Below are 19831 nucleotides of genomic sequence, written 5' to 3'. Positions count from 1 at the left end.
GCGGCAATCCGCGATTCGGTTTCAGAGGTGGTTGGTGATGCAGGTGGATGAACAGCGCTTCGGCGGTATCGGCCGGTTGTACGGTCGCGAGGGGCTGCAACGCCTGGCCGATAGCCACGTCGCGGTGGTCGGCATCGGCGGGGTCGGTTCCTGGGCGGCGGAAGCGCTGGCCCGCAGCGGCGTCGGCGAGATTTCCCTGTTCGACCTCGATGATGTCTGCGTGACCAACACCAACCGCCAGGTGCATGCCATCGAAGGCTCGGTGGGCAAGGCCAAGGTCGAGGTGATGGCGGCGCGCATCCGGGCCATCAACCCGGCCTGCCGGGTCCACGCGGTGGCCGATTTCGTCACCCGCGAGACCATGGCCGAGTACATCGTCGACTTCGACTACCTGATCGACTGCATCGACAGCGTGGCCGCCAAGGCCGCGCTGATCGCCTGGTGCAAGCGGCGCAAGATCCCGGTGATCACCACCGGCGGCGCCGGTGGCCAGGTCGACCCGACGCAGATCCAGGTCGCCGACCTGAACAAGACCTTCAACGACCCGCTGGCGGCCAAGGTGCGTTCCACCCTGCGCCGCGACTACAACTTCTCGCGCACGCCGGGGCGCACCTACAGCGTGCCCTGCGTGTTCTCCAGCGAGCAGCTGCGCTACCCGAAGCCGGACGGCACGGTGTGCCAGTCGAAGAGTTTCGTCGGCGAAGGGGTGAAGCTGGACTGCGCCGGCGGCTTCGGCGCGGTGATGATGGTCACCGCCACCTTCGGCATGGTCGCCGCCGCCCGCGCCGTCGAGCGCCTGGCGGAAGGCCGCGCGCTGCGGCCGTCGCGGCGCACGCCGGGGAACGCCTGATCAGGCGCCGACCGCCACCAGGCTGAGCAGGCGTTCGTCGAGCACGGCGAACTGGGCATCCAGCTCGCTGCCGTGGCGCCACTCCGGCGACAGGTCGGTGAGCAGGCGCAACCGGGCCTGGCCGTCGGCGCGCCATTCCAGCAGTTCCGCATGTTCGAAGTAGAAGCGCTTGCCCACCAGCGGATAGAGCGCCTTGAACAGGCTTTCCTTCAGCGAGAACGCCAGGGTCACCAGCAGGCCGGTGCGTCGCTCCAGGTCGTCGGCGAAGCGCAGGCGCTCGCCTTCGGTGAGGATCTCGCCATGCAGGTAGCGCGCCCGCTCGGCTTCGAGCAGGGTCTCCACGTCCAGGCCGAGCCCGCGCCAGTCGCCGCGCGCCGCCACCAGGGCGGCGGCCCAGCGGTCGCCATGGGTGATCGAGCCGCTGATCGCGGCCGGCCAGACCGGTGCGCGGTCCTCGCCGACGGCCGGGGTCTGGGCGCGGCCATCGAGGGCGAACAGGGCGGCGCGTGCGCAGAGGCGCCCGGCGAGGAACTCGGCCTGGCGCTTGGCCACCGCGCGGAGGATGTTCGCCGGCGGCTGGATGCCGGCCAGGGCGAAGTCGCCGGGTTGCAGCAGCGCCGGGTCGAAGCGGGTGCTGCGCAGTTGCACGCCGGGCAGCGCGACGGGCAGCGGCCAGCGGTCGTCCAGCGGGGTGCAGAAGGAGGGGAGACGGTCGTTCATGGCGCGCATTGTGCCGGTTCCCGACGTGGCCCACCAGTCACGTGGCGCTTACACAAGATTGCAAAAGCGCAACAAAGGAAAACGGACCGCAAGGCCCGGTTTTGACAGACTGCGCCGCGCATTCCAGTGGAATGCAGGTGAGGTTGTTTGTTGATGACGGGATACTGTCCTGTCTCGACCTTTCAAGACGGGAGTCCCTCCGGGGACTCCCGTTTTTTTATGCGTCGGCGCAGGATTCAACCCTGCCCGAAGATGTCCTTGAGGAACGCCTGCAGGTCTGCCCAGGAGCGTCGGTCGGCCTGGCGGTCGTAGCCGATGTCCAGGCCGTGGCCCTTGTGCGCGTCGGCGTCGGGGTTGGTGAAGCCGTGTTTGGCGCCGTCCTGGATCACCACCCGGTAGTCGGCGCCGGCGGCGCTCAGTTCCTGTTTCAGGGCGTCGAGGTCCTTGGCCGGGACCAGGCTGTCGGCGCTGCCGTGCTCCACCAGGATCTTCGCCTTGACGCTGCCCTTGCTGGCCGGGGTGGCGGTGCCGAGGGCGCCGTGGAAGCTCGCCACGCCTGCCAGCGGCAGGCCCTGGCGGGCCATGTCGAGGACGATCTTGCCGCCGAAGCAGTAGCCGATCGCGGCGATCTGGCTGGGATCGGTCTGCGGTTGCCGCTTCAGCAGTTCCAGGCCGGCGAGGAAGCGCGCCTTGGCGGCGTCGGCATCCCGGGTCGCGGCCTGCATGAAGGCCATCGCGTCCTGCGGGTGCTCGGTGTGCTTGCCTTCGCCGTACATGTCGATGGCCAGGGCGCTGTAGCCGAGTTCGGCGAGGTCGCGGGCGCGGCGCTTGGCATAGTCGTTGAGCCCCCACCATTCGTGGACCACGATGACCCCAGGGCGGATCCCCGGCTTGCTGTCGTCGTAGGCGAAATAGCCGACCATGCGCGTGCCGTCTGCGCTCCGGTAAGGCATATCGCGGGTCTGGATAGCGGCCTGGGCGCTGGCGGCGCAGGCGATGAGCAGCAGGGCGCAGAGCAGGCGCATGGCATCTCTCCGTGAAAGGGTCCCCGATCAAGATAGACGCTTGTGCGCGGGACGCGGGGAAAACCCTCGGTGCCGGCCTTGCGCCGCTCAAACGCGGGCCATTCGGCCAGGCAAAGCGTGCGCCGCTCATCTACCCTATGGGCGAGTCCCTTTCCCTCGCTAGGACACCGTCTGGATGCCTGACCTGAGTACCTGGAACCTGACCATTCCCCAGGGCCGCCCGGCCATCACCATCTCCACCAGCCAATTGCAGCGCGACTACCGCAGCGACTATTTCCAGCGCACCGCCGACGGCATTCGCTTCTGGGTGCCGGTCAACGGCAGCCACACGCGCAACAGCGAGTTCCCGCGCAGCGAGTTGCGCGAGACCCTGTCCAGCGGCAGGCCCTACAACTGGCGTTACGCCAGGGCCGACAACTGGCTGGAGGCGACCCTGCGCATCGAGGCGGTGCCCTCGACCCGGCGCATGATCATCGGCCAGATCCACAGCGATGGCAGCAATAGCGGCCAGGCCGCGCCGCTGGTGAAGCTGCTCTACCAGTTGCGGCTCGACCAGGGGCGGGTCCAGGCGCTGGTCCGCGAGCGACCGGACGATGGCGGGACCAGGGCCTACACGCTGATGGACGGGATTCCTCTCGGCCAGTCGTTCAGCTACCGCATCGGCGTGTCTCGCAGCGGATTGCTCAGCGTGTCGGTGAATGGCAGCGCCCTGGGGCAGCAACTGGACCCGCAGTGGGCCTACCAGGGCCTCTATTTCAAGGCCGGACTCTATCTACAGGACAACCGCGGGCCGTCCAGCGAGGGCGGGCGGGCGACGTTCAGCGAGCTGCGCGTTAGCCATCAATGAGCGGTCGAGGCGTCTGCGCCGCGGACTGCGCGTTGCCGTGGCATTTTGCAACTGCCAGATCTGGCAGGCGCGGAAGAGAGGAAACCGGGCGCGGGAAAAAATATCCGTATCGTTCCAAGGGGAAATAGGTCTCACGATCCGCTGATTCTGGTACTTCAGTACATGAAATCGCCTTGGCGGATCGCCCCGAATAAATGCCACGTTCTGCGCAACGCCCTGCCGGGTTTGCACGATGGGTCGAGGCCTGGCGGGATGAAATCGGCTATTGCCGTTGGCCGGCGTAGTTCTTTGCAAGTCAAAAGTTTGCCGTCAATAATTATTGTGGATAACTATTGTTTCAGGCTTTTCCTGTCAACTGTGCGAAGCGTCAGCTTATTGCCGATTTTCCCTCTCGCTATTGCTTTCTCCACGTTCCGAAGAAGTTCGGACGTACAGGTTTCTTTGCTGTTTTCAGCGAGAACCATTCGTTTCGATCATTTGAATACGTGGAGATTCAGACATGAAAAATCAGGTGAAAGCCCTGGCGGTTCTAAGTGTGGGTGAAATCGAACAAGTTTCTGGCGCCGGGACTTTCCTGGGCGATGCCATCATCAATGGCGTCTACGCGGCCAACTCCTTCCTGAACTCGCCGCTGTTCTCCAGCATCGGCAACGCGGCCAGCGCCATCGGCCTCAACCGTACCCACGAGCTGGTCGACCTGCTGGCCTTCCAGGTGCCTTCGGTGGCGGCGATCACCGTCGGCAAGATTCTCGGCGGGACCGACAACCACAATGTTCCGTTGCATTACAACAAGGAAAGCGGCGAAGGGCTTTACAGCTGATCGCAACCTGTTGAAAGAGCGATTCGATGCTCAGGCATCGAGTCGTTCCTGGTTAATGCATTGATGGAGTCGATGATATGAAACGCAGGAGTGTGCTCTTGTCGGGTGTCGCCCTGAGTGGAACCGCACTGGCCAATGACTCGATATTCTTTTCGCCCTTGAAATACCTCGGGGCGGAACAACAGCGATCTATCGATGCCTCGCGAAGTTTGCTGGACAACCTGATTCCGCCGAGTTTGCCGCAATATGACAACCTGGCCGGAAAGTTGGCGCGGCGTGCGGTATTGACCAGCAAGAAACTGGTATATGTCTGGACCGAGAACTTCGCCAATGTCAAAGGCGTGCCGATGGCCCGCTCGGTGCCGCTGGGCGAGTTGCCGAATGTCGACTGGCTGTTGAAGACCGCCGGGGTGATCGTCGAGCTGATCGTCAATTTCGTCGCCTCGTTGCCGGCGTCGGCCGCCGCGCAGTTCGAGCGGATCGCCGCCGGGCTCAGCGGCGATCTGGAAGCGGCGCGCCAGGTCCACGAGGCGTTGCTGGAGGAGGCGAAGAACGATCCGGCCGCGGCCGGCAGCCTGCTGCTGCGCTTCACGGAATTGCAGACGCGGGTGATCGCCTTGCTGACGCGGGTCGGCCTGCTGGTCGACGACATCCTCAAGAGCGCCAGCAACCTGGTTACCCAGGGTGGACAGGGCGACGGCCTGAATCGCTTCCGCGCGGTGTTCGGCACCCTGCGCCTGCCGGAGGTCGCCGACAGCTTCCGTGACGACGAAGCGTTCGCCTACTGGCGGGTGGCCGGGCCTAATCCGCTGCTGATCCGCCGCGTCGATGCGCTGCCGGCCAACTTTCCGCTGGGCGAAGAGCAGTTCCGCCGGGTGATGGGCGCCGACGACAGCTTGCTGGAGGCCGCCGCCAGCCGCCGCCTGTACCTGCTGGACTACGCCGAGCTGGGCAAGCTGGCGCCGTCGGGAGCGGTGGACAAACTGCTCACCGGGACGGGCTTCGCCTATGCGCCGATCGCCCTGTTCGCCCTTGGCAAGGATCGGGCGAGGCTGTTGCCGGTGGCCATCCAGTGCGGCCAGGACCCCGCTACCCATCCGATGTTCGTGCGTCCCGCGGAGTCGGAGAGTGATCTGTACTGGGGTTGGCAGATGGCCAAGACGGTGGTCCAGGTCGCCGAGGAGAACTACCACGAGATGTTCGTCCACCTGGCCCAGACCCACCTGGTGAGCGAGGCGTTCTGCCTGGCCACCCAGCGCACCCTGGCGCCCAGCCATCCGCTGCACGTCCTGCTCGCCCCGCACTTCGAGGGCACCCTGTTCATCAACGAGGGGGCGGCGCGGATCCTGTTGCCCAGCGCGGGCTTCATCGACGTGATGTTCGCCGCGCCGATCCAGGACACCCAGGCCACCGCCGGCGGCAACCGGCTGGGTTTCGACTTCTACCGCGGCATGTTGCCGGAGAGCCTGAAGGCGCGGAACGTCGACGACCCGGCCGCGTTACCGGACTACCCCTACCGCGACGACGGCCTGCTGGTGTGGAATGCGATCCGCCAGTGGGCGGCCGACTACGTGGCGGTGTACTACGCCAGCGACGGCGACGTCACCGGTGACGTCGAACTGGTGGCCTGGGTCGGCGAAGTGATCGGCAGCGGCAAGGTGGCCGGGTTCCGCCCGATCACCGGTCGCAGCCAACTGGTCGAGGTGCTGACCATGGTGATCTTCACCGCCTCCGCGCAGCATGCGGCGGTCAATTTTCCCCAGCCTTCGATGATGACCTACGCGCCAGCGATCTGCGCCATGAGCGCGGCGCCGGCTCCGGACTCGCCGAGCGGCAAGAGCGAGGCCGATTGGTTGAAGATGATGCCGCCGACCCTGGTGGCGCTGGAGAAGGTGAACATCTATCACCTGCTCGGTTCGGTCTACCACGGTCGCCTCGGCGACTACCGGCAGACCGGGTTCCCCTATGCGCCGGTGTTCTCGGACAGGCGGGTGACCGCCAGCGGCGGCCCGCTGGAGCGCTTCCAGGCACGCCTGAAGGAGGTCGAGGCGACCATTCGCACGCGCAACCAGGCGCGCCGCAAGCCCTACGAGTACCTGTTGCCGAGCCGGATTCCGGCGAGCACCAATATCTGAGACGGAGAAAGAGGACGGGGCGCCCCTGGGCGCCCCGTTGCTCTTAGCGGCCTTCGCTTTCGGCGGCGGCCGTCGGCGCGGCATGCCGCTGCTTCAACTGGCGGCGCGCCAGGAGGCTGCCGAGGAGGATCACGAACAGCGCGCCGAAGGCCGCCGCACCGTAGTGCAGGTAGGAATCCCATTGTGCGTAGGGCGCCAGCCAGGGTTTCAGCGCGCTGTCGGTGAGCAGCATGCCGCCGGCGATCCAGCCGAGCAGGCCGCCGCCGAAGAGGATGATCAGCGGGAAGCGGTCGATCAGGCGCAGGATCAGTTGGCTGCCCCAGACGATGATCGGGATGCTGATCAGCACGCCCAGGGAGACCAGGAAGAAATCCCCGGCCGAGGCGGCGGACAGGGCGATGACGTTGTCCAGGCTCATCACCGCGTCGGCGATGATGATGGTCTTGATCGCGCCGAGCAGGTGGGTGCTGCCCTTGATGTCGTCGCCGTCCTCCTCCTCCGGCAGCAGCAGCTTGATGCCGATCCACAGCAGCAGGAGCGCGCCGATCACCTTGAGGTAGGGCAGGTCGAGCAGGTGCAGGGCGAAGAACAGCAGCAGGATGCGGATCAGGATGGCGCCGGCGACGCCGCCGAAGATCGCCTGCTTGCGCCGGTGCGCCGGCAGGTGCCGGCAGGCGAGGGCGATGACTACGGCATTGTCGCCGCCCAGGAGGATATCGATGGCGACGATCTGCAGCAGGGCTGTCCAGAACGTCGGGTCGCTCAACCAGTGGATCAAGGTTGTACTCCGAAACGTGTAGTGAGGGTGGAAAGCCCGGGGCGGTGGCGGGTGGCGGCCGCCCGGCTTTCCTGCGGTGGTCTGGGACCGTCGGGGCCGGCTCCGGCTTGTGGACGGAGGCGGGGAACACTGCTTGGACAGGCGAACGCCCGGCCAGTGCCCGGAAAACGGACGCGCGGGTGGCGCAGCGCGTTCGGGCACGGATGTGACGCGGCGGATCGGCCGCGAGACACCCGGCATGCGTATTCCGTCGCCAGTCTGCCCGAGCAAGGTTTCACCCGCCTTTCAGGGCGGAGATGGCGCCGCACCCGGCGGGACGGTAGGCTAGTGGCCCGTGTGGCTGACTCGACCAGTCAAACGCCGATCACCGAGTCAACCGTACAGGCCACCAGGCCTTCGGCGCCGGGGGAAGCCCGCCGGTGCCATGGATGACCGTTCACCGTACAAGGAAACCCCATGCGCAGCCTTCTTCTCTCCTCGCTGGCCCTGCTACCCGCCCTGGCCCTGGCGCAACCCGACGCCTCGAGCTTCCCTTCCTGCCTCGCCGGCCTGCAGAAGAAGGCCCAGGCGCAGGGCATTTCCGCCGACAGTTATGAGCGCTTCACCAGCGGCCTGCAGGCCGACCTCAGCGTGCTCGACCTGCTCGACGCGCAGCCGGAGTTCACCACCCCGCTGTGGGACTACCTGGCCGGCCTGGTGGACGAGCAGCGGGTCAGCGATGGCAAGGCGATGCTCGCCCAGCACGACAAGCTGCTCGACCAGGTGGCCGCGCGCTACGGCGTGGACAAGTACACGGTGGTGGCGGTGTGGGGCGTGGAAAGCGACTACGGGCGGATCTTCGGCAAGCGTCCGCTGCTGACCTCGCTGTCGACCCTGTCCTGCTACGGGCGCCGCCAGTCGTTCTTCCAGGGCGAGTTCCTCGCCACCCTGAAGCTGTTGCAGGCCGGCGACATCCGCGACGCCGGCATCACCGGCTCCTGGGCCGGGGCCTTCGGCCATACCCAGTTCATGCCATCGACCTACGCGCGGATCGCCGTGGACTTCGACGGCGACGGTCGTCGCGACCTGGTAGGCAGCGTGCCGGATGCCCTCGGTTCCACCGCCAACTACCTGAAGAAGGCTGGCTGGCGCACGGGACAGCCGTGGGGCTATGAAGTGAAGGTGCCGGCCGACTTCCCCGCCAGCCTGGGCGGGCGCGGCAAGCGCCAGCCGCTGTCGGCCTGGGTCGCCCGTGGGGTGAAGCGGGCCGACGGCCAGCCGCTGCCGGGCGGCGACGAGAAGGCCGCGATCCTCCTGCCGACCGGGGCCCAGGGCCCGGCCTTCCTGGTCTATCGCAACTACGATGCGATCTATTCCTACAACGCCGCGGAAAGCTACGCGCTGGCCATCGCCCTGCTTTCCGACCGCCTGCGCGGCGGCAGCGGCCTGGTGGCGTCCTGGCCGACCGACGACCCGGGCATCAGCCGGCTCGAGCGCAAGCAATTGCAGAAGGCGTTGCTGGCGCGCGGCTACGACATCGGCGAGGCCGACGGGCTGATCGGCACCAGCACGCGCAAGGCGATCCAGGCCGAGCAGAAGCGCCTCGGCCTGACCCCGGCCGACGGTCGCGCCGGGCGCAAGATCCTCGAGGCGCTGAAGGGCGCCCAGCCCTGATCCCGTAGCGCCGCCCGGTCCGCGGGCGGCGCTACCAGCCCTTCACCCCGGTCATGTCCGGCAGGTGGTGGGCGATCCCCTTGTGGCAGTCGATGCAGGTGGCTTCGCCGCTGGCCAGGGCGGTGGAGTGCATCTGCCGCGCGCGCACGCTCTGCCGGGTGAAGTCCATGAACTCGAAGTTGTGGCAGTTGCGGCATTCCAGCGAATCGTTGGCCTTGAGCCGTGCCCATTCGTGCTCGGCCAGCTCGCGGCGGTGATCGAGGAATTTCTCGCGGGTGTTGATGGTGCCGAAGATCTTGCCCCAGACCTCCTTGGAGGCCTGCATCTTGCGCGCGATCTTGTCGGTCCACTTGTGTGGCACGTGGCAGTCGGGACAGGTGGCGCGGACTCCGGAACGGTTGCTGTAGTGGATGGTGTCCTTGAGTTCGACGAACACGTTGTCGCGCATCTCGTGGCAGGAAATGCAGAAGGTCTCGGTGTTGGTCGCCTCCAGGGCGGTGTTGAAGCCGCCCCAGAAGACGATCCCGGCGATGAAGCCGCCGAGGGTGAGGAAGCCCAGGCTGAAATGCACGCTGGGACGACGCAGGACCCGCCAGTAACCGGCCAGCCAGGCGATGAGTGCTTTCATGCGGCCTCCCTCAGGGTTTGCGCGCCGCATTGGCGGCTTCTTTCTCGAGGATCTGGTCGATGTTCTCGAAGCGGTTGTCGACCAGCGGCTTTACGTCCTGTTGCGGCACATGGCACTGCACGCAGAAGTAGCGGCGCGGCGAGACGGCGGCCAGCGGCTGGCCGTCGCGGTCCATGTAGTGGGTGATGCTGATCATCACCGCCTGGGTTCGCGCGCTGTTGGCGCGGCTGTGGCAGGACAGGCACTTGTTGCTGTCCTTGTCGATGCGATAGCCGACGATGCTGTGGGGAATGGTCGGCGGCTGCTCGGGGTAGTTGCGCTCGCGTTTCAGGTCCTTGTTTTCCTCGGCCGCCAGCGGCGGCGCGGGGCGGCTTTCGGCCAGCGTGCCGCCGGGGCGGCGGCCGTCGGGGGCGGGCGCGTCCAGCGGGTAGCCGAGGTCGGCGGCGAAGGCCGCGGGGGCACCGAGCAGGACGAGGAGCAGGGCAGTCAGCAGAGGTTTCATGGCGCGCTCCTCAGGCCAGGTTGAGCAGTTCGATGCGAACGGCGCACTTCTTGTAGTCGGTCTGCTTGGAAATCGGGTCGGTGGCGTCCAGGGTGACCTTGTTGATCAGCTTGTTGGCGTCGAAGAACGGCACGAACACCAGCCCCTGGGGCGGCTTGTTGCGCCCGCGGGTCTCGACCCGCGCGCGGATCTCGCCGCGCCGGCTCACCACCTTGACTTCGCTGCCGCGGCGCAGCTTGAGCTGACGCGCATCCTCCGGGTGCATGTAGACCAGCGCGTCGGGCACCGCCTTGTACAGCTCCGGGACCCGCGCGGTCATGCTCCCGGTGTGCCAGTGTTCGAGCACCCGGCCGGTGGCGAGCCAGAACGGGTAGTCCTGGTCCGGCGCCTCGGCCGGCGGCTCGTAGGGCAGGGCGAAGACGATCGCCTTCTTGTCCGGATAGCCATAGAACTGCACGCCGCTGCCCTTGCTCACGTAGGGGTCGTAGCCCTCGCGGTAGCGCCAGCGGGTCTCCTTGCCGTCCACCACCGGCCAGCGCAGGCCGCGCGCCTCGTGGTAGGCGTCGAAGGGGGCGAGGTCGTGGCCGTGGCCGCGACCGAAGGCGGCGTATTCCTCGAACAGCCCCTTCTGGATATAGAAGCCGAATGCGTCGACCTCGTCGTTGGCGTAGCCCTTGGCCAGGTCGCTGGCCGGGAAGCGGTCGACCTGGCCGTTGCGGAACAGCACGTCGTAGAGGGTCTTGCCCTTCAGCTCGGGGGCCTTCGCCAGCAGTTCGGCGGGCCAGACCTCGTCGGTGGTGAAGCGCTTGGAGAATTCCACCAGTTGCCAGAGGTCGGACTTCGCCTCGCCCGGTGCCTTCACCAACTGGTGCCAGAACTGCGTGCGGCGCTCGGCATTGCCGAAGGCGCCTTCCTTCTCCACCCACATGGCGCTGGGCAGGATCAGGTCGGCGGCCTGGGCCGAGACGGTGGGGTAGACGTCGGAGACGATCACGAAGTTGTCCGGGTTGCGCCAGCCGGGCAGCACTTCCTGCATCACGTTGGGACCGGCCTGCATGTTGTTGCTGACCTGGGTCCAGTAGACGTTGAGCACGCCGTCGTTGAGCATCCGGCTCTGCTGCACGGCGTGGAAGCCGACCTTCTCCTGGATGGTCCCGGCCGGCACCTTCCAGATCTTCTCCGCGGTTTCCCGGTGCTTCGGGTTGGTCACCACCAGGTCGGCGGGGAGCCGGTGGGAGAAGGTGCCGACCTCGCGCGCGGTGCCGCAGGCCGAGGGCTGGCCGGTGAGCGAGAAGGGGCTGTTGCCCGGTTCGCTGATCTTCCCGGTGAGCAGGTGGATGTTGTAGATCAGGTTGTTCGCCCAGACCCCGCGGGTGTGCTGGTTGAAGCCCATGGTCCAGAACGACACCACCTTGCGCTTGGGGTCGGCGTAGAGTTCGGCGAGGGCCTTCAGCCGCTCGGCGGGCACGCCGCTTTCGCGCGCGGTGCGCTCCAGGGTATAGGGCTTGACGAACTCGGCGAAGGCCTTGAAGTCGATGTCGCTCCAGGTGTTGGCCTTGTCGGCGTTCTTCGCCTTCTTCTCCAGCGGGTCGTCCGGGCGCAGGCCGTAGCCGATGTCCTCGGCGCCATGGGCGAAGCGCACGTGGCGCTCGACGAAGTCGCGGTTCACCGCGCCGCTCTCGATGATGTGGTTGGCGATGTAGTTGAGGATGATCAGGTCGGTCTGCGGCTTGAACACCATGGGCAGGTCGGCCAGCTCGAAGCTGCGGTGCTCGAAGGTGGACAGCACCGCGACCTTGACCTGCGGCGCGCTGAGCCGGCGGTCGGTGACCCGCGACCAGAGCACCGGGTGCATCTCGGCCATGTTCGAGCCCCAGAGGACGAAGCTGTCGGTGGCCTCGATGTCGTCGTAGCAGCCCATCGGCTCGTCCATGCCGAAGCTGCGCATGAAGCCCATCACCGCCGAGGCCATGCAGTGGCGGGCGTTGGGGTCGATGTTGTTGCTGCGCAGGCCGGCCTTGAACAGCTTGTTCGCCGCATAGCCTTCCCAGACCGTCCACTGGCCGGAGCCGAACATGCCGACCGACTCCGGTCCCTTGGCCTTGAGCGCGGCCTTGAACTTCTCGGCCATGATGTCGAAGGCCTGTTCCCAACTGATCGGCTGGAACTCGCCCTGCTTGTCGAACTTGCCGTCCTTCATGCGCAGCAGCGGGCGGGTCAGGCGGTCGCTGCCGTACATGATCTTCGACAGGAAGTAGCCCTTCACGCAGTTGATCCCGCGGTTGACCTCGGCCTTGATGTCGCCATGGGTGGCCACCACCTGGCCGTCGCGGGTGGCGACCATCACGCTGCAACCGGTGCCGCAGAAGCGGCAGGGTGCCTTGTTCCAGACCAGGCTGGTGACGTCCGCCTCGGTCACCAGGTTGCTGGCGCGGACCAGGATCGGCAGGCCGGCCGCCGCCGCGGCGATGGCGGCGGCGTTGGCCTTGGCGAATTCACGACGGGTGAGGTTCATCGATTGTCTCCTCGGGCGAGCACGGTATCGCGCGGTCGGTCATGGCCGCCGCGTCGTTGCTATCGTCGTCGTGCAGGATCTCGTGGTAGACCAGCACGGCGTTGAGCACTCCTGGCAGGTTCTGCAACTGGCCCAGGGTGTCGAGAATCTGTTCTTCGCGTTCGGCTTCCAGCACCAGAATCAGCTTGCCCTGCGGGCTTTCCTGGTAGATCTCCAGGCCGTCGAGCAGCGCCAGGTTGGCCTTCACCGCCGGCAGTCGCTCGGGCCGGCAATGCAGGATGAGGCTGGCGATCTGCAGGGCTTCAGGCATGTCGTGGAGACTCCTCGTTGGATAGCGCACGCAGTTGGATGGCCTGGCTCGGACAGGGCGCCAGGCAGGCGCCGCAGCCGTTGCAGCGCTGGCTGTCCAGCTCGGCCAGGGCGACGCCGCCGGGAGCCGGGCGGAAACGGATCGCGGCGGGTTCGCAGGCGTCCTGGCAACTGCGGCAGTGGATCCCGGCCAGGGCCAGGCAGGCTTCGCCGATCGTGGCGATCCAGGGGAAGGCCGGGCGCGCGCCATCGAACAGGCCGGCCTCGCAGCGGCTGGCGCATTCCCCGCACAGCGTGCAGCCGGCGCTGGAGAGGTCGAGTTCGACGAGCCGACCGGCGCCGAGCTTCAGCACGCCTTCCGGGCAGGCCTCGACGCAGGCGGCGCAGCCTGTGCAGCCTTCGGCGAAGTCGGCGGCGGTCCACGGCGGGCGCCGCGTCGGCGGGTGCCCGCCGAGGCGGCGGAACAGCTCTCGGCGACTGCTCATACCCGACCTCAGGCCGGCGGCCCGGGCGGGCCGGCCAGTAGCTGGTACATCCAGACGCAGAAACCGAAGCCGCCGACCAGGGCGACGGACAGCAGCGGGAACAGGCAGATCACGAGGAACAGGAAGAGCCTGGCTTCCATGCCCTTGACGCGTCCCTGGTCGGGTTGTTCGTTCATTGGCCCAGCCTCTATGCAGGCGACTGTAGAAAGCCTAGACCCTACTTGCAGTACGGGCAAAAACCTCGCCGAGCCGGCGCGCGGCAGCCTGGAAACAGAGCGTTCGCCGGCAAACGCGAGTCGTTCAGCCCGGGTTCAGCAAGCGTTCAGGGGCGGTTCAGTACCCTGTCCGTACTCTGCAAGCCGTGAACGACACGACTCTCGCAGAACGGAGAAACACCATGAAAGCACTCAAGACTCTCTTCATCGCCACCGCCCTGCTGGGTTCCGCCGCCGGCGTCCAGGCCGCCGACAACTTCGTCGGCCTGACCTGGGGCGAGACCAGCAACAACATCCAGAAATCCAAGTCGCTGAACCGCAACCTGAACAGCCCGAACCTCGACAAGGTGATCGACAACACCGGCACCTGGGGCATCCGCGCCGGCCAGCAGTTCGAGCAGGGCCGCTACTACGCGACCTACGAGAACATCTCCGACACCAGCAGCGGCAACAAGCTGCGCCAGCAGAACCTGCTCGGCAGCTACGACGCCTTCCTGCCGATCGGCGACAACAACACCAAGCTGTTCGGCGGTGCCACCCTCGGCCTGGTCAAGCTGGAACAGGACGGCAAGGGCTTCAAGCGCGACAGCGATGTCGGCTACGCTGCCGGGCTGCAGGCCGGTATCCTGCAGGAGCTGAGCAAGAATGCCTCGATCGAAGGCGGCTATCGTTACCTGCGCACCAACGCCAGCACCGAGATGACCCCGCATGGCGGCAACAAGCTGGGCTCCCTGGACCTGCACAGCAGCTCGCAATTCTACCTGGGCGCCAACTACAAGTTCTAAATGACCGCGCAGCGCCCGCGAGGGCATGCTTCGATGGCCGGGCCGGAAGGTCCGGCCGCATCTCATCCGGAGGAACCTCATGAAACTGCTGGTAGTGGAAGACGAGGCGCTGTTGCGCCACCACCTCTATACCCGCCTGGGTGAACAGGGGCACGTGGTGGACGCGGTACCGGATGCCGAGGAAGCCCTCTACCGGGTCAGCGAATACCACCACGACCTGGCGGTGATCGACCTCGGCCTGCCGGGCATGAGCGGCCTGGACCTGATCCGCGAGCTGCGTTCGCAGGGCAAGTCCTTCCCGATCCTGATCCTCACTGCCCGCGGCAACTGGCAGGACAAGGTCGAAGGCCTGGCCGCCGGGGCCGACGACTACGTGGTCAAGCCGTTCCAGTTCGAGGAACTGGAAGCGCGCCTGAACGCGCTGCTGCGACGCTCCTCGGGGTTCGTCCAGTCGACCATCGAGGCCGGCCCCCTGGTCCTCGACCTGAACCGCAAGCAGGCGCTGGTCGAGGAGCAACCGGTGGCGCTGACCGCCTACGAATACCGCATCCTCGAATACCTCATGCGGCATCACCAGCAGGTGGTGGCCAAGGAACGCCTGATGGAACAGCTCTATCCCGACGACGAGGAGCGCGACGCCAACGTCATCGAGGTGCTGGTCGGCCGCCTGCGGCGCAAGCTGGAGGCCTGCGGCGGCTTCAAGCCGATCGATACGGTGCGCGGCCAGGGCTACCTGTTCACCGAGCGCTGCCGGTGATCCGTTCCCTGCGCATCCGCCTGATGCTCGGCGCCGCCGCCCTGGCGGTGCTGTTCATGCTGGCGCTGCTGCCGGCCCTGCAGCGGGCCTTCGGCATCGCCCTGGAGAACACCATCGAGCAGCGCCTGGCCGCCGACGTGGCGACCCTGGTCTCGGCGGCGCGGGTAGAGAAGGGCCGCCTGGTGATGCCCGAGCACCTGCCGGTGGAGGAGTTCAACCTGCCGGAGGCCAAGGTCCTCGGCTATATCTACGACCAGAATGGCGATCTGCTCTGGCGCTCCACCTCGGCGGCCGACGAGTCGATCAACTACACGCCGCGCTACGACGGCCGCGGCAACGAATTCCACACCACCCGCGACGCGAAGGGCGAGGAGTTCTTCGTGTTCGACGTCGAGATCGACCTGCTGCGCGGCAAGCAGGCGGCCTACAGCATCGTCACCATGCAATCGGTCAGCGAGTTCGAGAGCCTGCTCAAGGGGTTCCGCGAGCAACTCTACCTGTGGCTCGGCGGCGCCCTGCTGGTCTTGCTCGGGCTGCTCTGGCTAGGTCTGACCTGGGGCTTCCGGGCGATGCGCGGGTTGAGTTCCGAGCTGGACCAGATCGAATCCGGCGAGCGCGAGAGCCTGAGCGAGGAGCATCCGCGCGAGCTGCTGCGCCTGACCCACTCGCTGAACCGCCTGTTGCGCAGCGAGCACAAGCAGCGCGAGCGCTACCGCCACTCCCTCGGCGACCTGGCGCACAGTCTGAAGACGCCGCTGGCGGTCTTGCAGGGGGTCGGCGACCAGCTCGCCGAGGAGCCCGGCAACCGCGAGCAGGTGCGGGTGCTACAGGGCCAGATCGAGCGCATGAGCCAGCAGATAGGCTATCAGTTGCAGCGCGCCAGCCTGCGCAAGAGCGGCCTGGTACGCCATCGCGAGCAACTGGCGCCGCTGGTGGAGACCCTGTGCGACGCGCTGGACAAGGTCTATCGCGACAAGCGGGTAAGCCTGCAGCGGGACTTCTCGCCGTCCTTCAGCGTGCCGGTGGAGCGCGGCGCGCTGCTGGAACTGCTCGGCAACCTGCTGGAGAACGCCTATCGCCTGTGCCTGGGCCGGGTCCGCGTGGGCGCCCGGCTGGGGCCGGGTTACTCGGAGCTGTGGGTCGAGGACGATGGTCCCGGAGTGCCTGCCGAACAGCGCGCACGAATCATCCGCCGCGGCGAGCGCGCCGATACCCAGCACCCGGGGCAGGGCATCGGCCTGGCCGTGGCGCTGGACATCATCGAGAGCTACGACGGCGAACTGAGCCTGGACGATTCCGAGCTGGGCGGCGCCTGCTTCCGCATACGTTTCGCTACAGTCTGAGACTTGGCGGCCGTTACCTACGTCTGAGGTGTTTCCGCGCTACGCTGAAGTCTGTTCGGCTGGCGCAGTTCCTTTGACGCAGGTACCGGGGATTCGAGCGGATGTTCAGTGGCAAAACCGACGACAGGGGCTTGTGGGCGGGCATCCAGGCCGGTGTGCTGTTCTTTCTCGCCGCCCTGGCCTGCATCTACCTGTCGCGCCAGCCTGCCACCATCGCGGCGATCTGGCTGCCCAACGCGATCCTCACCGCCGCCCTGCTGCGCGCGCCGCTGCGCCAGTGGCCGGCGATCCTGCTCTGCTCCGCCGTGGCCAACCTGGCGGCCAACCGCCTGTATGGCGACAGCCTGTGGATGAGCGCGGCGTTCCTGCCGGCCAACCTGAGCGAAGCGATCTTCGCCGCGATGCTGTTACGCATCAACCGGGTGCGCGAGGACTTCGAGTTCAACCTGCATTCGGCGGTTCGCGTGCTCTGGGCCGGCGCGCTGATCCCGCCCTTGCTCGGTGCCTCGGTGGGCGCGGTGCTGGTCAGCGTCTTCGGCATGGGGCGTTTCCCGGAAATGTGGGCGCGCTGGTACGTGGGCGATGCGATGGGCATGCTCGCGCTGCTGCCGTTGTGCATGGCCAGCAACCTGGCGGCCTGGCGTCACGCTCTGTCGGGGCGGGCGGGAGTGGACAACGCGATGCTCCTGCTGGTGACCCTGGTGATCAGCTTCGTGGCCCTGACGCGCCTGCCCTACGCCTTCATCTACGTGCTCCTGCCGCTGCTGGTGGCCGCCGCCAGCACCAGCGTGTTCGGCACCGCGCTGATCGGCTGCCTGAACACCTGTTTCATCGCCGTGCTGATCGCCCTCGGCGTGTTCGTCCCCGAGTCGTCCCAGCAGCGTTTCGGCGAGCCGCTGCTGTACCTGCCGATGGCCTTGACCCTCATTCCCGCCTTCCTGGTCTCGGTGATCATGGAGCGCAGCCGCCGCGAGCAGCATCAGGTGGCCATCGGCGAGGCGCAGTTCCGCGGCGCCATGGAATTCTCGGCGATCGGCATGGCCCTGGTGTCGCTGGAGGGGCGGCTGTTCAAGGTCAACGAGGCGCTGTGCCGGATGCTCGGCTATTCCGCCGAACGCTTGGGCGAGCTGTCGTTCCAGGAGATCACCTATGTGGACGACCTGGAACTGGACCTCGACCTGGTGCGCGACCTGCTCGCCGGGCGTATCAACTCCTACCAGATGGAGAAGCGCTACCTGCGCCAGGACGGCGAAACCTTCTGGGCGCGCATCAGCGTGTCGCTGGTGCGCGATGAGGAGGGAGTCGCCCAGTACTTCGTCACCCAGGTGGAGGATATCGACAGTCGCAAGCGTGCCGAGCTGGAGCGCGAGCGCCTCGCCGAACGGATCAAGCTGGCCACCGACGCCGGGCAGATCGGCATCTGGGAGTGGGACCTGGCGCGCAACCGCCTGCACTGGGATTTCCGCATGTTCGACCTGTACGGCATCCGCAGCGGTCCCGGGGAGACCACGGTGGAGCAGTGGAAGGCGAGCCTGCATGCCGAGGATCACGACCGCGTGCTGCGCGAGCTGGAGCGCGCCGTCAGCGGGTTGCAGAAATTCGACTGCGAGTTCCGTATCGTCCGCCCCAACCGCGAGGTTCGCCACCTGCGGGCGATCGCCACGCTGACGCGCGACGAGGACAACCGTCCGGTGCGGATGATCGGCATCAACAGCGACATCACCGAGATCCGCACCCTGGCGGAAACCCTGCACGAGGAAAAGGAACGCTTGCAGGTGACCCTGTATTCCATCGGCGATGCCGTGTTGACCACCGACGCCGGCGGCCGCGTGACCTTCATGAACCCGGTGGCCGAGGCGATGACCGGCTGGACCTTGCAGGACGCCATCGGCGCGCCCCACGAACTGGTCTTCAACGTGCTCGACAGCGACACCGGCGAGGCCCTGGAAAGCCCGGTGCGACGCTGCCTGCAGAACACCCGGGTGTTCTACCTGGAGGACGGCGCCACGCTGATCAGCCGCAAGGGCGAGCAGCACGATATCCAGAATTGCGCGGCGCCGGTGCGCACCCGCGATGGCGAGATCATCGGCACCGTGCTGGTGTTCCAGAACGTCACCAAGGCCCGGGCGATGCAGCGCGAGCTGAGCTATCACGCCTCCCACGATGCCCTCACCGGGCTGTTCAACCGCACCAAGTTCGAGGAGGAGCTGCAACGCGCCCTGGCCAACGCCCAGGAGCGGGCGACCCAGCATGCGCTGTGCTTCATCGACCTCGACCGCTTCAAGGTGGTCAACGATTCCGCCGGGCACGCGGCGGGCGACATGCTGCTGCGCGAGCTGAGCCGGATTCTCGCCGACCGTACCCGCGCCTCCGACACCCTGGCGCGGCTGGGCGGCGATGAGTTCGGCCTGCTGCTGTTCGATTGCGACCTGGCGGAGGCGGAGCAGGTGGCGAGCAAGCTCATCGAGCAGATCTGCTCGGTGCGCTTCCCCTGGGAAGGGCGGCTCTACGACGTGGGCGCGAGCATCGGTATCACCGCCCTTACCGCCACCTCGCGCAGCACCAGCGAACTGATGAGCCAGGCCGACGTGGCCTGCTACGCGGCCAAGCATGCCGGGCGCAACCGGGTTTCGGTGTACCAGTTCGGCCATGAGGAAGTGGAGCGCCAGCACCGCGACATACTCCTCGCCAGCGGGCTGCGCGAGGCCCTGGAGAACGACCGCTTCCAGTTGCAGGCGCAGGAGATCGTCCCGGTCGGCCCCCGCCGCGACGGCGACCGGCACTACGAGCTGCTGCTGCGACTGTACGATCCGGATGGCCAGATGACTCCGCCGGGCGCCTTCATCCCGGCCGCCGAGCGCTTCAACCTGATGGCCAGCATCGACCGCTGGGTGATCAACGAGGCGCTGATCAACTTCGGCGCGCGGATCGCCGCGGTGGAGGGCCTGAGCATCGGCATCAACCTGTCCGGCAACTCGCTCAACGACCCGCTGTTCCTGCCTTACCTGCTGGATCGCATCGAACACTCGCCGCTGAGGCCGGAGCGCCTGTACTTCGAGCTGACCGAGACGGCGTTGATGAACCAGTTGTCGGTGGCTTCGCGGATCGTCGCCAAGCTGCGCGACCTCGGCTGCAAGGTGGCGTTGGACGACTTCGGCTCCGGCCTGAGTTCCTTCAATTACCTGAAGAATTTCGTCGTCGACGTGATCAAGATCGACGGCAGCTTCGTCCGCAACCTGGACAAGAGCCCGGTGGACCAGGCCATCGTCGACTCCATCAACCAGATCGCCCACCGCCTGGGCGCGGTGACCGTGGCCGAGTTCGTCGAGAGCCGGGAAATCCTCGATCACCTGGCGCGCCTCGGGGTGGATTTCGCCCAGGGCTACGCGGTCGGTCGGCCGCAGCCGTTCGCCACGGTGCTCGACCAACTGCGCAGCGGGCTTCGTCGCCAGGAGTTGGGCTGA

General features: G+C 66.8%; 18 protein-coding genes. 9 read left to right on the top strand and 9 right to left on the bottom strand.

Annotated elements, in window-relative coordinates:
* The first annotated feature begins 37 nt into the window (after positions 1-37).
* The gene (gene tcdA, locus HMPREF2581_RS24590; protein WP_003086553.1) at positions 38-850 is read left to right on the top strand and encodes a tRNA cyclic N6-threonylcarbamoyladenosine(37) synthase TcdA; all 813 of its coding nucleotides are present in this window, start codon (positions 38-40) and stop codon (positions 848-850) included.
* Here tcdA and HMPREF2581_RS24585 read toward each other — a convergent pair whose 3' ends face one another.
* Positions 851-1579, bottom strand: coding sequence for a 4'-phosphopantetheinyl transferase family protein (locus HMPREF2581_RS24585; protein WP_003082383.1), 729 nt, complete (start codon positions 1577-1579; stop codon positions 851-853).
* A 227-nt stretch (positions 1580-1806) separates the two neighbouring features.
* Positions 1807-2595: a dienelactone hydrolase family protein gene (locus tag HMPREF2581_RS24580; RefSeq protein ID WP_003140537.1), complete on the bottom strand. Its 789-nt coding sequence runs from the start codon at positions 2593-2595 to the stop codon at positions 1807-1809.
* A 175-nt stretch (positions 2596-2770) separates the two neighbouring features.
* Here HMPREF2581_RS24580 and HMPREF2581_RS24575 point away from each other — a divergent pair, with 175 nt between their 5' ends.
* The 3 genes from HMPREF2581_RS24575 (at position 2771) to HMPREF2581_RS24565 (ending at position 6397) form a co-directional block, all read left to right on the top strand.
* Entirely contained in the window at positions 2771-3442 is a 672-nt protein-coding gene (locus tag HMPREF2581_RS24575) for a polysaccharide lyase family 7 protein (RefSeq protein ID WP_003140535.1), read from the top strand.
* 499 nt (positions 3443-3941) lie between these two features.
* On the top strand, positions 3942-4262 hold the full coding sequence (locus HMPREF2581_RS24570; RefSeq protein WP_003140533.1) for a hypothetical protein: 321 nt from the start codon (positions 3942-3944) through the stop codon (positions 4260-4262).
* A gap of 77 nt (positions 4263-4339) precedes the next feature.
* Positions 4340-6397, top strand: coding sequence for a lipoxygenase LoxA (locus HMPREF2581_RS24565; RefSeq protein ID WP_003140531.1), 2058 nt, complete (start codon positions 4340-4342; stop codon positions 6395-6397).
* A gap of 43 nt (positions 6398-6440) precedes the next feature.
* Here the strand turns inward: HMPREF2581_RS24565 and HMPREF2581_RS24560 are convergent, their stop codons facing one another.
* Positions 6441-7175, bottom strand: coding sequence for a TerC family protein (locus HMPREF2581_RS24560; RefSeq protein ID WP_003086563.1), 735 nt, complete (start codon positions 7173-7175; stop codon positions 6441-6443).
* Positions 7176-7631: 456 nt separating this feature from the next.
* On the opposite strand from HMPREF2581_RS24560, the gene HMPREF2581_RS24555 reads away from it, so the two are divergent.
* Positions 7632-8828, top strand: a complete 1197-nt coding sequence (locus HMPREF2581_RS24555; protein ID WP_003140529.1) for a lytic murein transglycosylase — start codon at positions 7632-7634, stop codon at positions 8826-8828.
* Between the two features lie 31 nt (positions 8829-8859).
* Here HMPREF2581_RS24555 and HMPREF2581_RS24550 read toward each other — a convergent pair whose 3' ends face one another.
* Genes HMPREF2581_RS24550 through napE form a run of 6 tightly spaced genes read right to left on the bottom strand, consistent with a single transcriptional unit; the run spans position 8860 to position 13443 of the window.
* On the bottom strand, positions 8860-9456 hold the full coding sequence (locus HMPREF2581_RS24550; protein WP_003082412.1) for a cytochrome c3 family protein: 597 nt from the start codon (positions 9454-9456) through the stop codon (positions 8860-8862).
* A 10-nt stretch (positions 9457-9466) separates the two neighbouring features.
* Positions 9467-9958, bottom strand: a complete 492-nt coding sequence (locus HMPREF2581_RS24545; RefSeq protein WP_003082414.1) for a nitrate reductase cytochrome c-type subunit — start codon at positions 9956-9958, stop codon at positions 9467-9469.
* Between the two features lie 10 nt (positions 9959-9968).
* Complete coding sequence (gene napA / locus HMPREF2581_RS24540) at positions 9969-12473, bottom strand: nitrate reductase catalytic subunit NapA (protein ID WP_011666721.1); 2505 nt, start codon at positions 12471-12473, stop codon at positions 9969-9971.
* Positions 12454-12783, bottom strand: coding sequence for a chaperone NapD (locus tag HMPREF2581_RS24535; protein ID WP_003082422.1), 330 nt, complete (start codon positions 12781-12783; stop codon positions 12454-12456). The genes napA and HMPREF2581_RS24535 overlap by 20 nt, the downstream gene beginning before the upstream one ends.
* Positions 12776-13267, bottom strand: coding sequence for a ferredoxin-type protein NapF (gene napF, locus HMPREF2581_RS24530; RefSeq protein WP_003140527.1), 492 nt, complete (start codon positions 13265-13267; stop codon positions 12776-12778). Before napF ends, HMPREF2581_RS24535 begins: the two co-directional genes overlap by 8 nt.
* Before the next feature lie 8 nt (positions 13268-13275).
* A complete protein-coding gene (gene napE, locus HMPREF2581_RS24525) occupies positions 13276-13443 on the bottom strand; it encodes a periplasmic nitrate reductase, NapE protein (protein WP_003082429.1) in 168 nt (55 codons plus the stop codon).
* Positions 13444-13664: 221 nt separating this feature from the next.
* On the opposite strand from napE, the gene HMPREF2581_RS24520 reads away from it, so the two are divergent.
* The 4 genes from HMPREF2581_RS24520 to HMPREF2581_RS24505 all read left to right on the top strand — a co-directional run bounded on the left by HMPREF2581_RS24520 (position 13665) and on the right by HMPREF2581_RS24505 (position 19831).
* Entirely contained in the window at positions 13665-14267 is a 603-nt protein-coding gene (locus HMPREF2581_RS24520) for an outer membrane protein (RefSeq protein ID WP_003082431.1), read from the top strand.
* Positions 14268-14346: 79 nt separating this feature from the next.
* The gene (phoP, locus tag HMPREF2581_RS24515; RefSeq protein ID WP_003082436.1) at positions 14347-15024 is read left to right on the top strand and encodes a two-component system response regulator PhoP; all 678 of its coding nucleotides are present in this window, start codon (positions 14347-14349) and stop codon (positions 15022-15024) included.
* Positions 15021-16367 (top strand): two-component system sensor histidine kinase PhoQ, encoded by a 1347-nt coding sequence (gene phoQ / locus HMPREF2581_RS24510; RefSeq protein WP_003082438.1) that lies wholly within the window; start codon positions 15021-15023, stop codon positions 16365-16367. Before phoP ends, phoQ begins: the two co-directional genes overlap by 4 nt.
* Before the next feature lie 101 nt (positions 16368-16468).
* Positions 16469-19831 carry a diguanylate cyclase gene (locus HMPREF2581_RS24505; RefSeq protein WP_003086577.1) on the top strand — a complete coding sequence of 1121 codons (3363 nt, stop codon included), beginning with the start codon at positions 16469-16471 and terminating at the stop codon, positions 19829-19831.

Source organism: Pseudomonas sp. HMSC057H01 (assembly GCF_001836405.1).
Taxonomy (GTDB): Bacteria; Pseudomonadota; Gammaproteobacteria; order Pseudomonadales; family Pseudomonadaceae; genus Pseudomonas; species Pseudomonas aeruginosa.
This window is presented reverse-complemented; position numbering and strand designations above follow the sequence as displayed.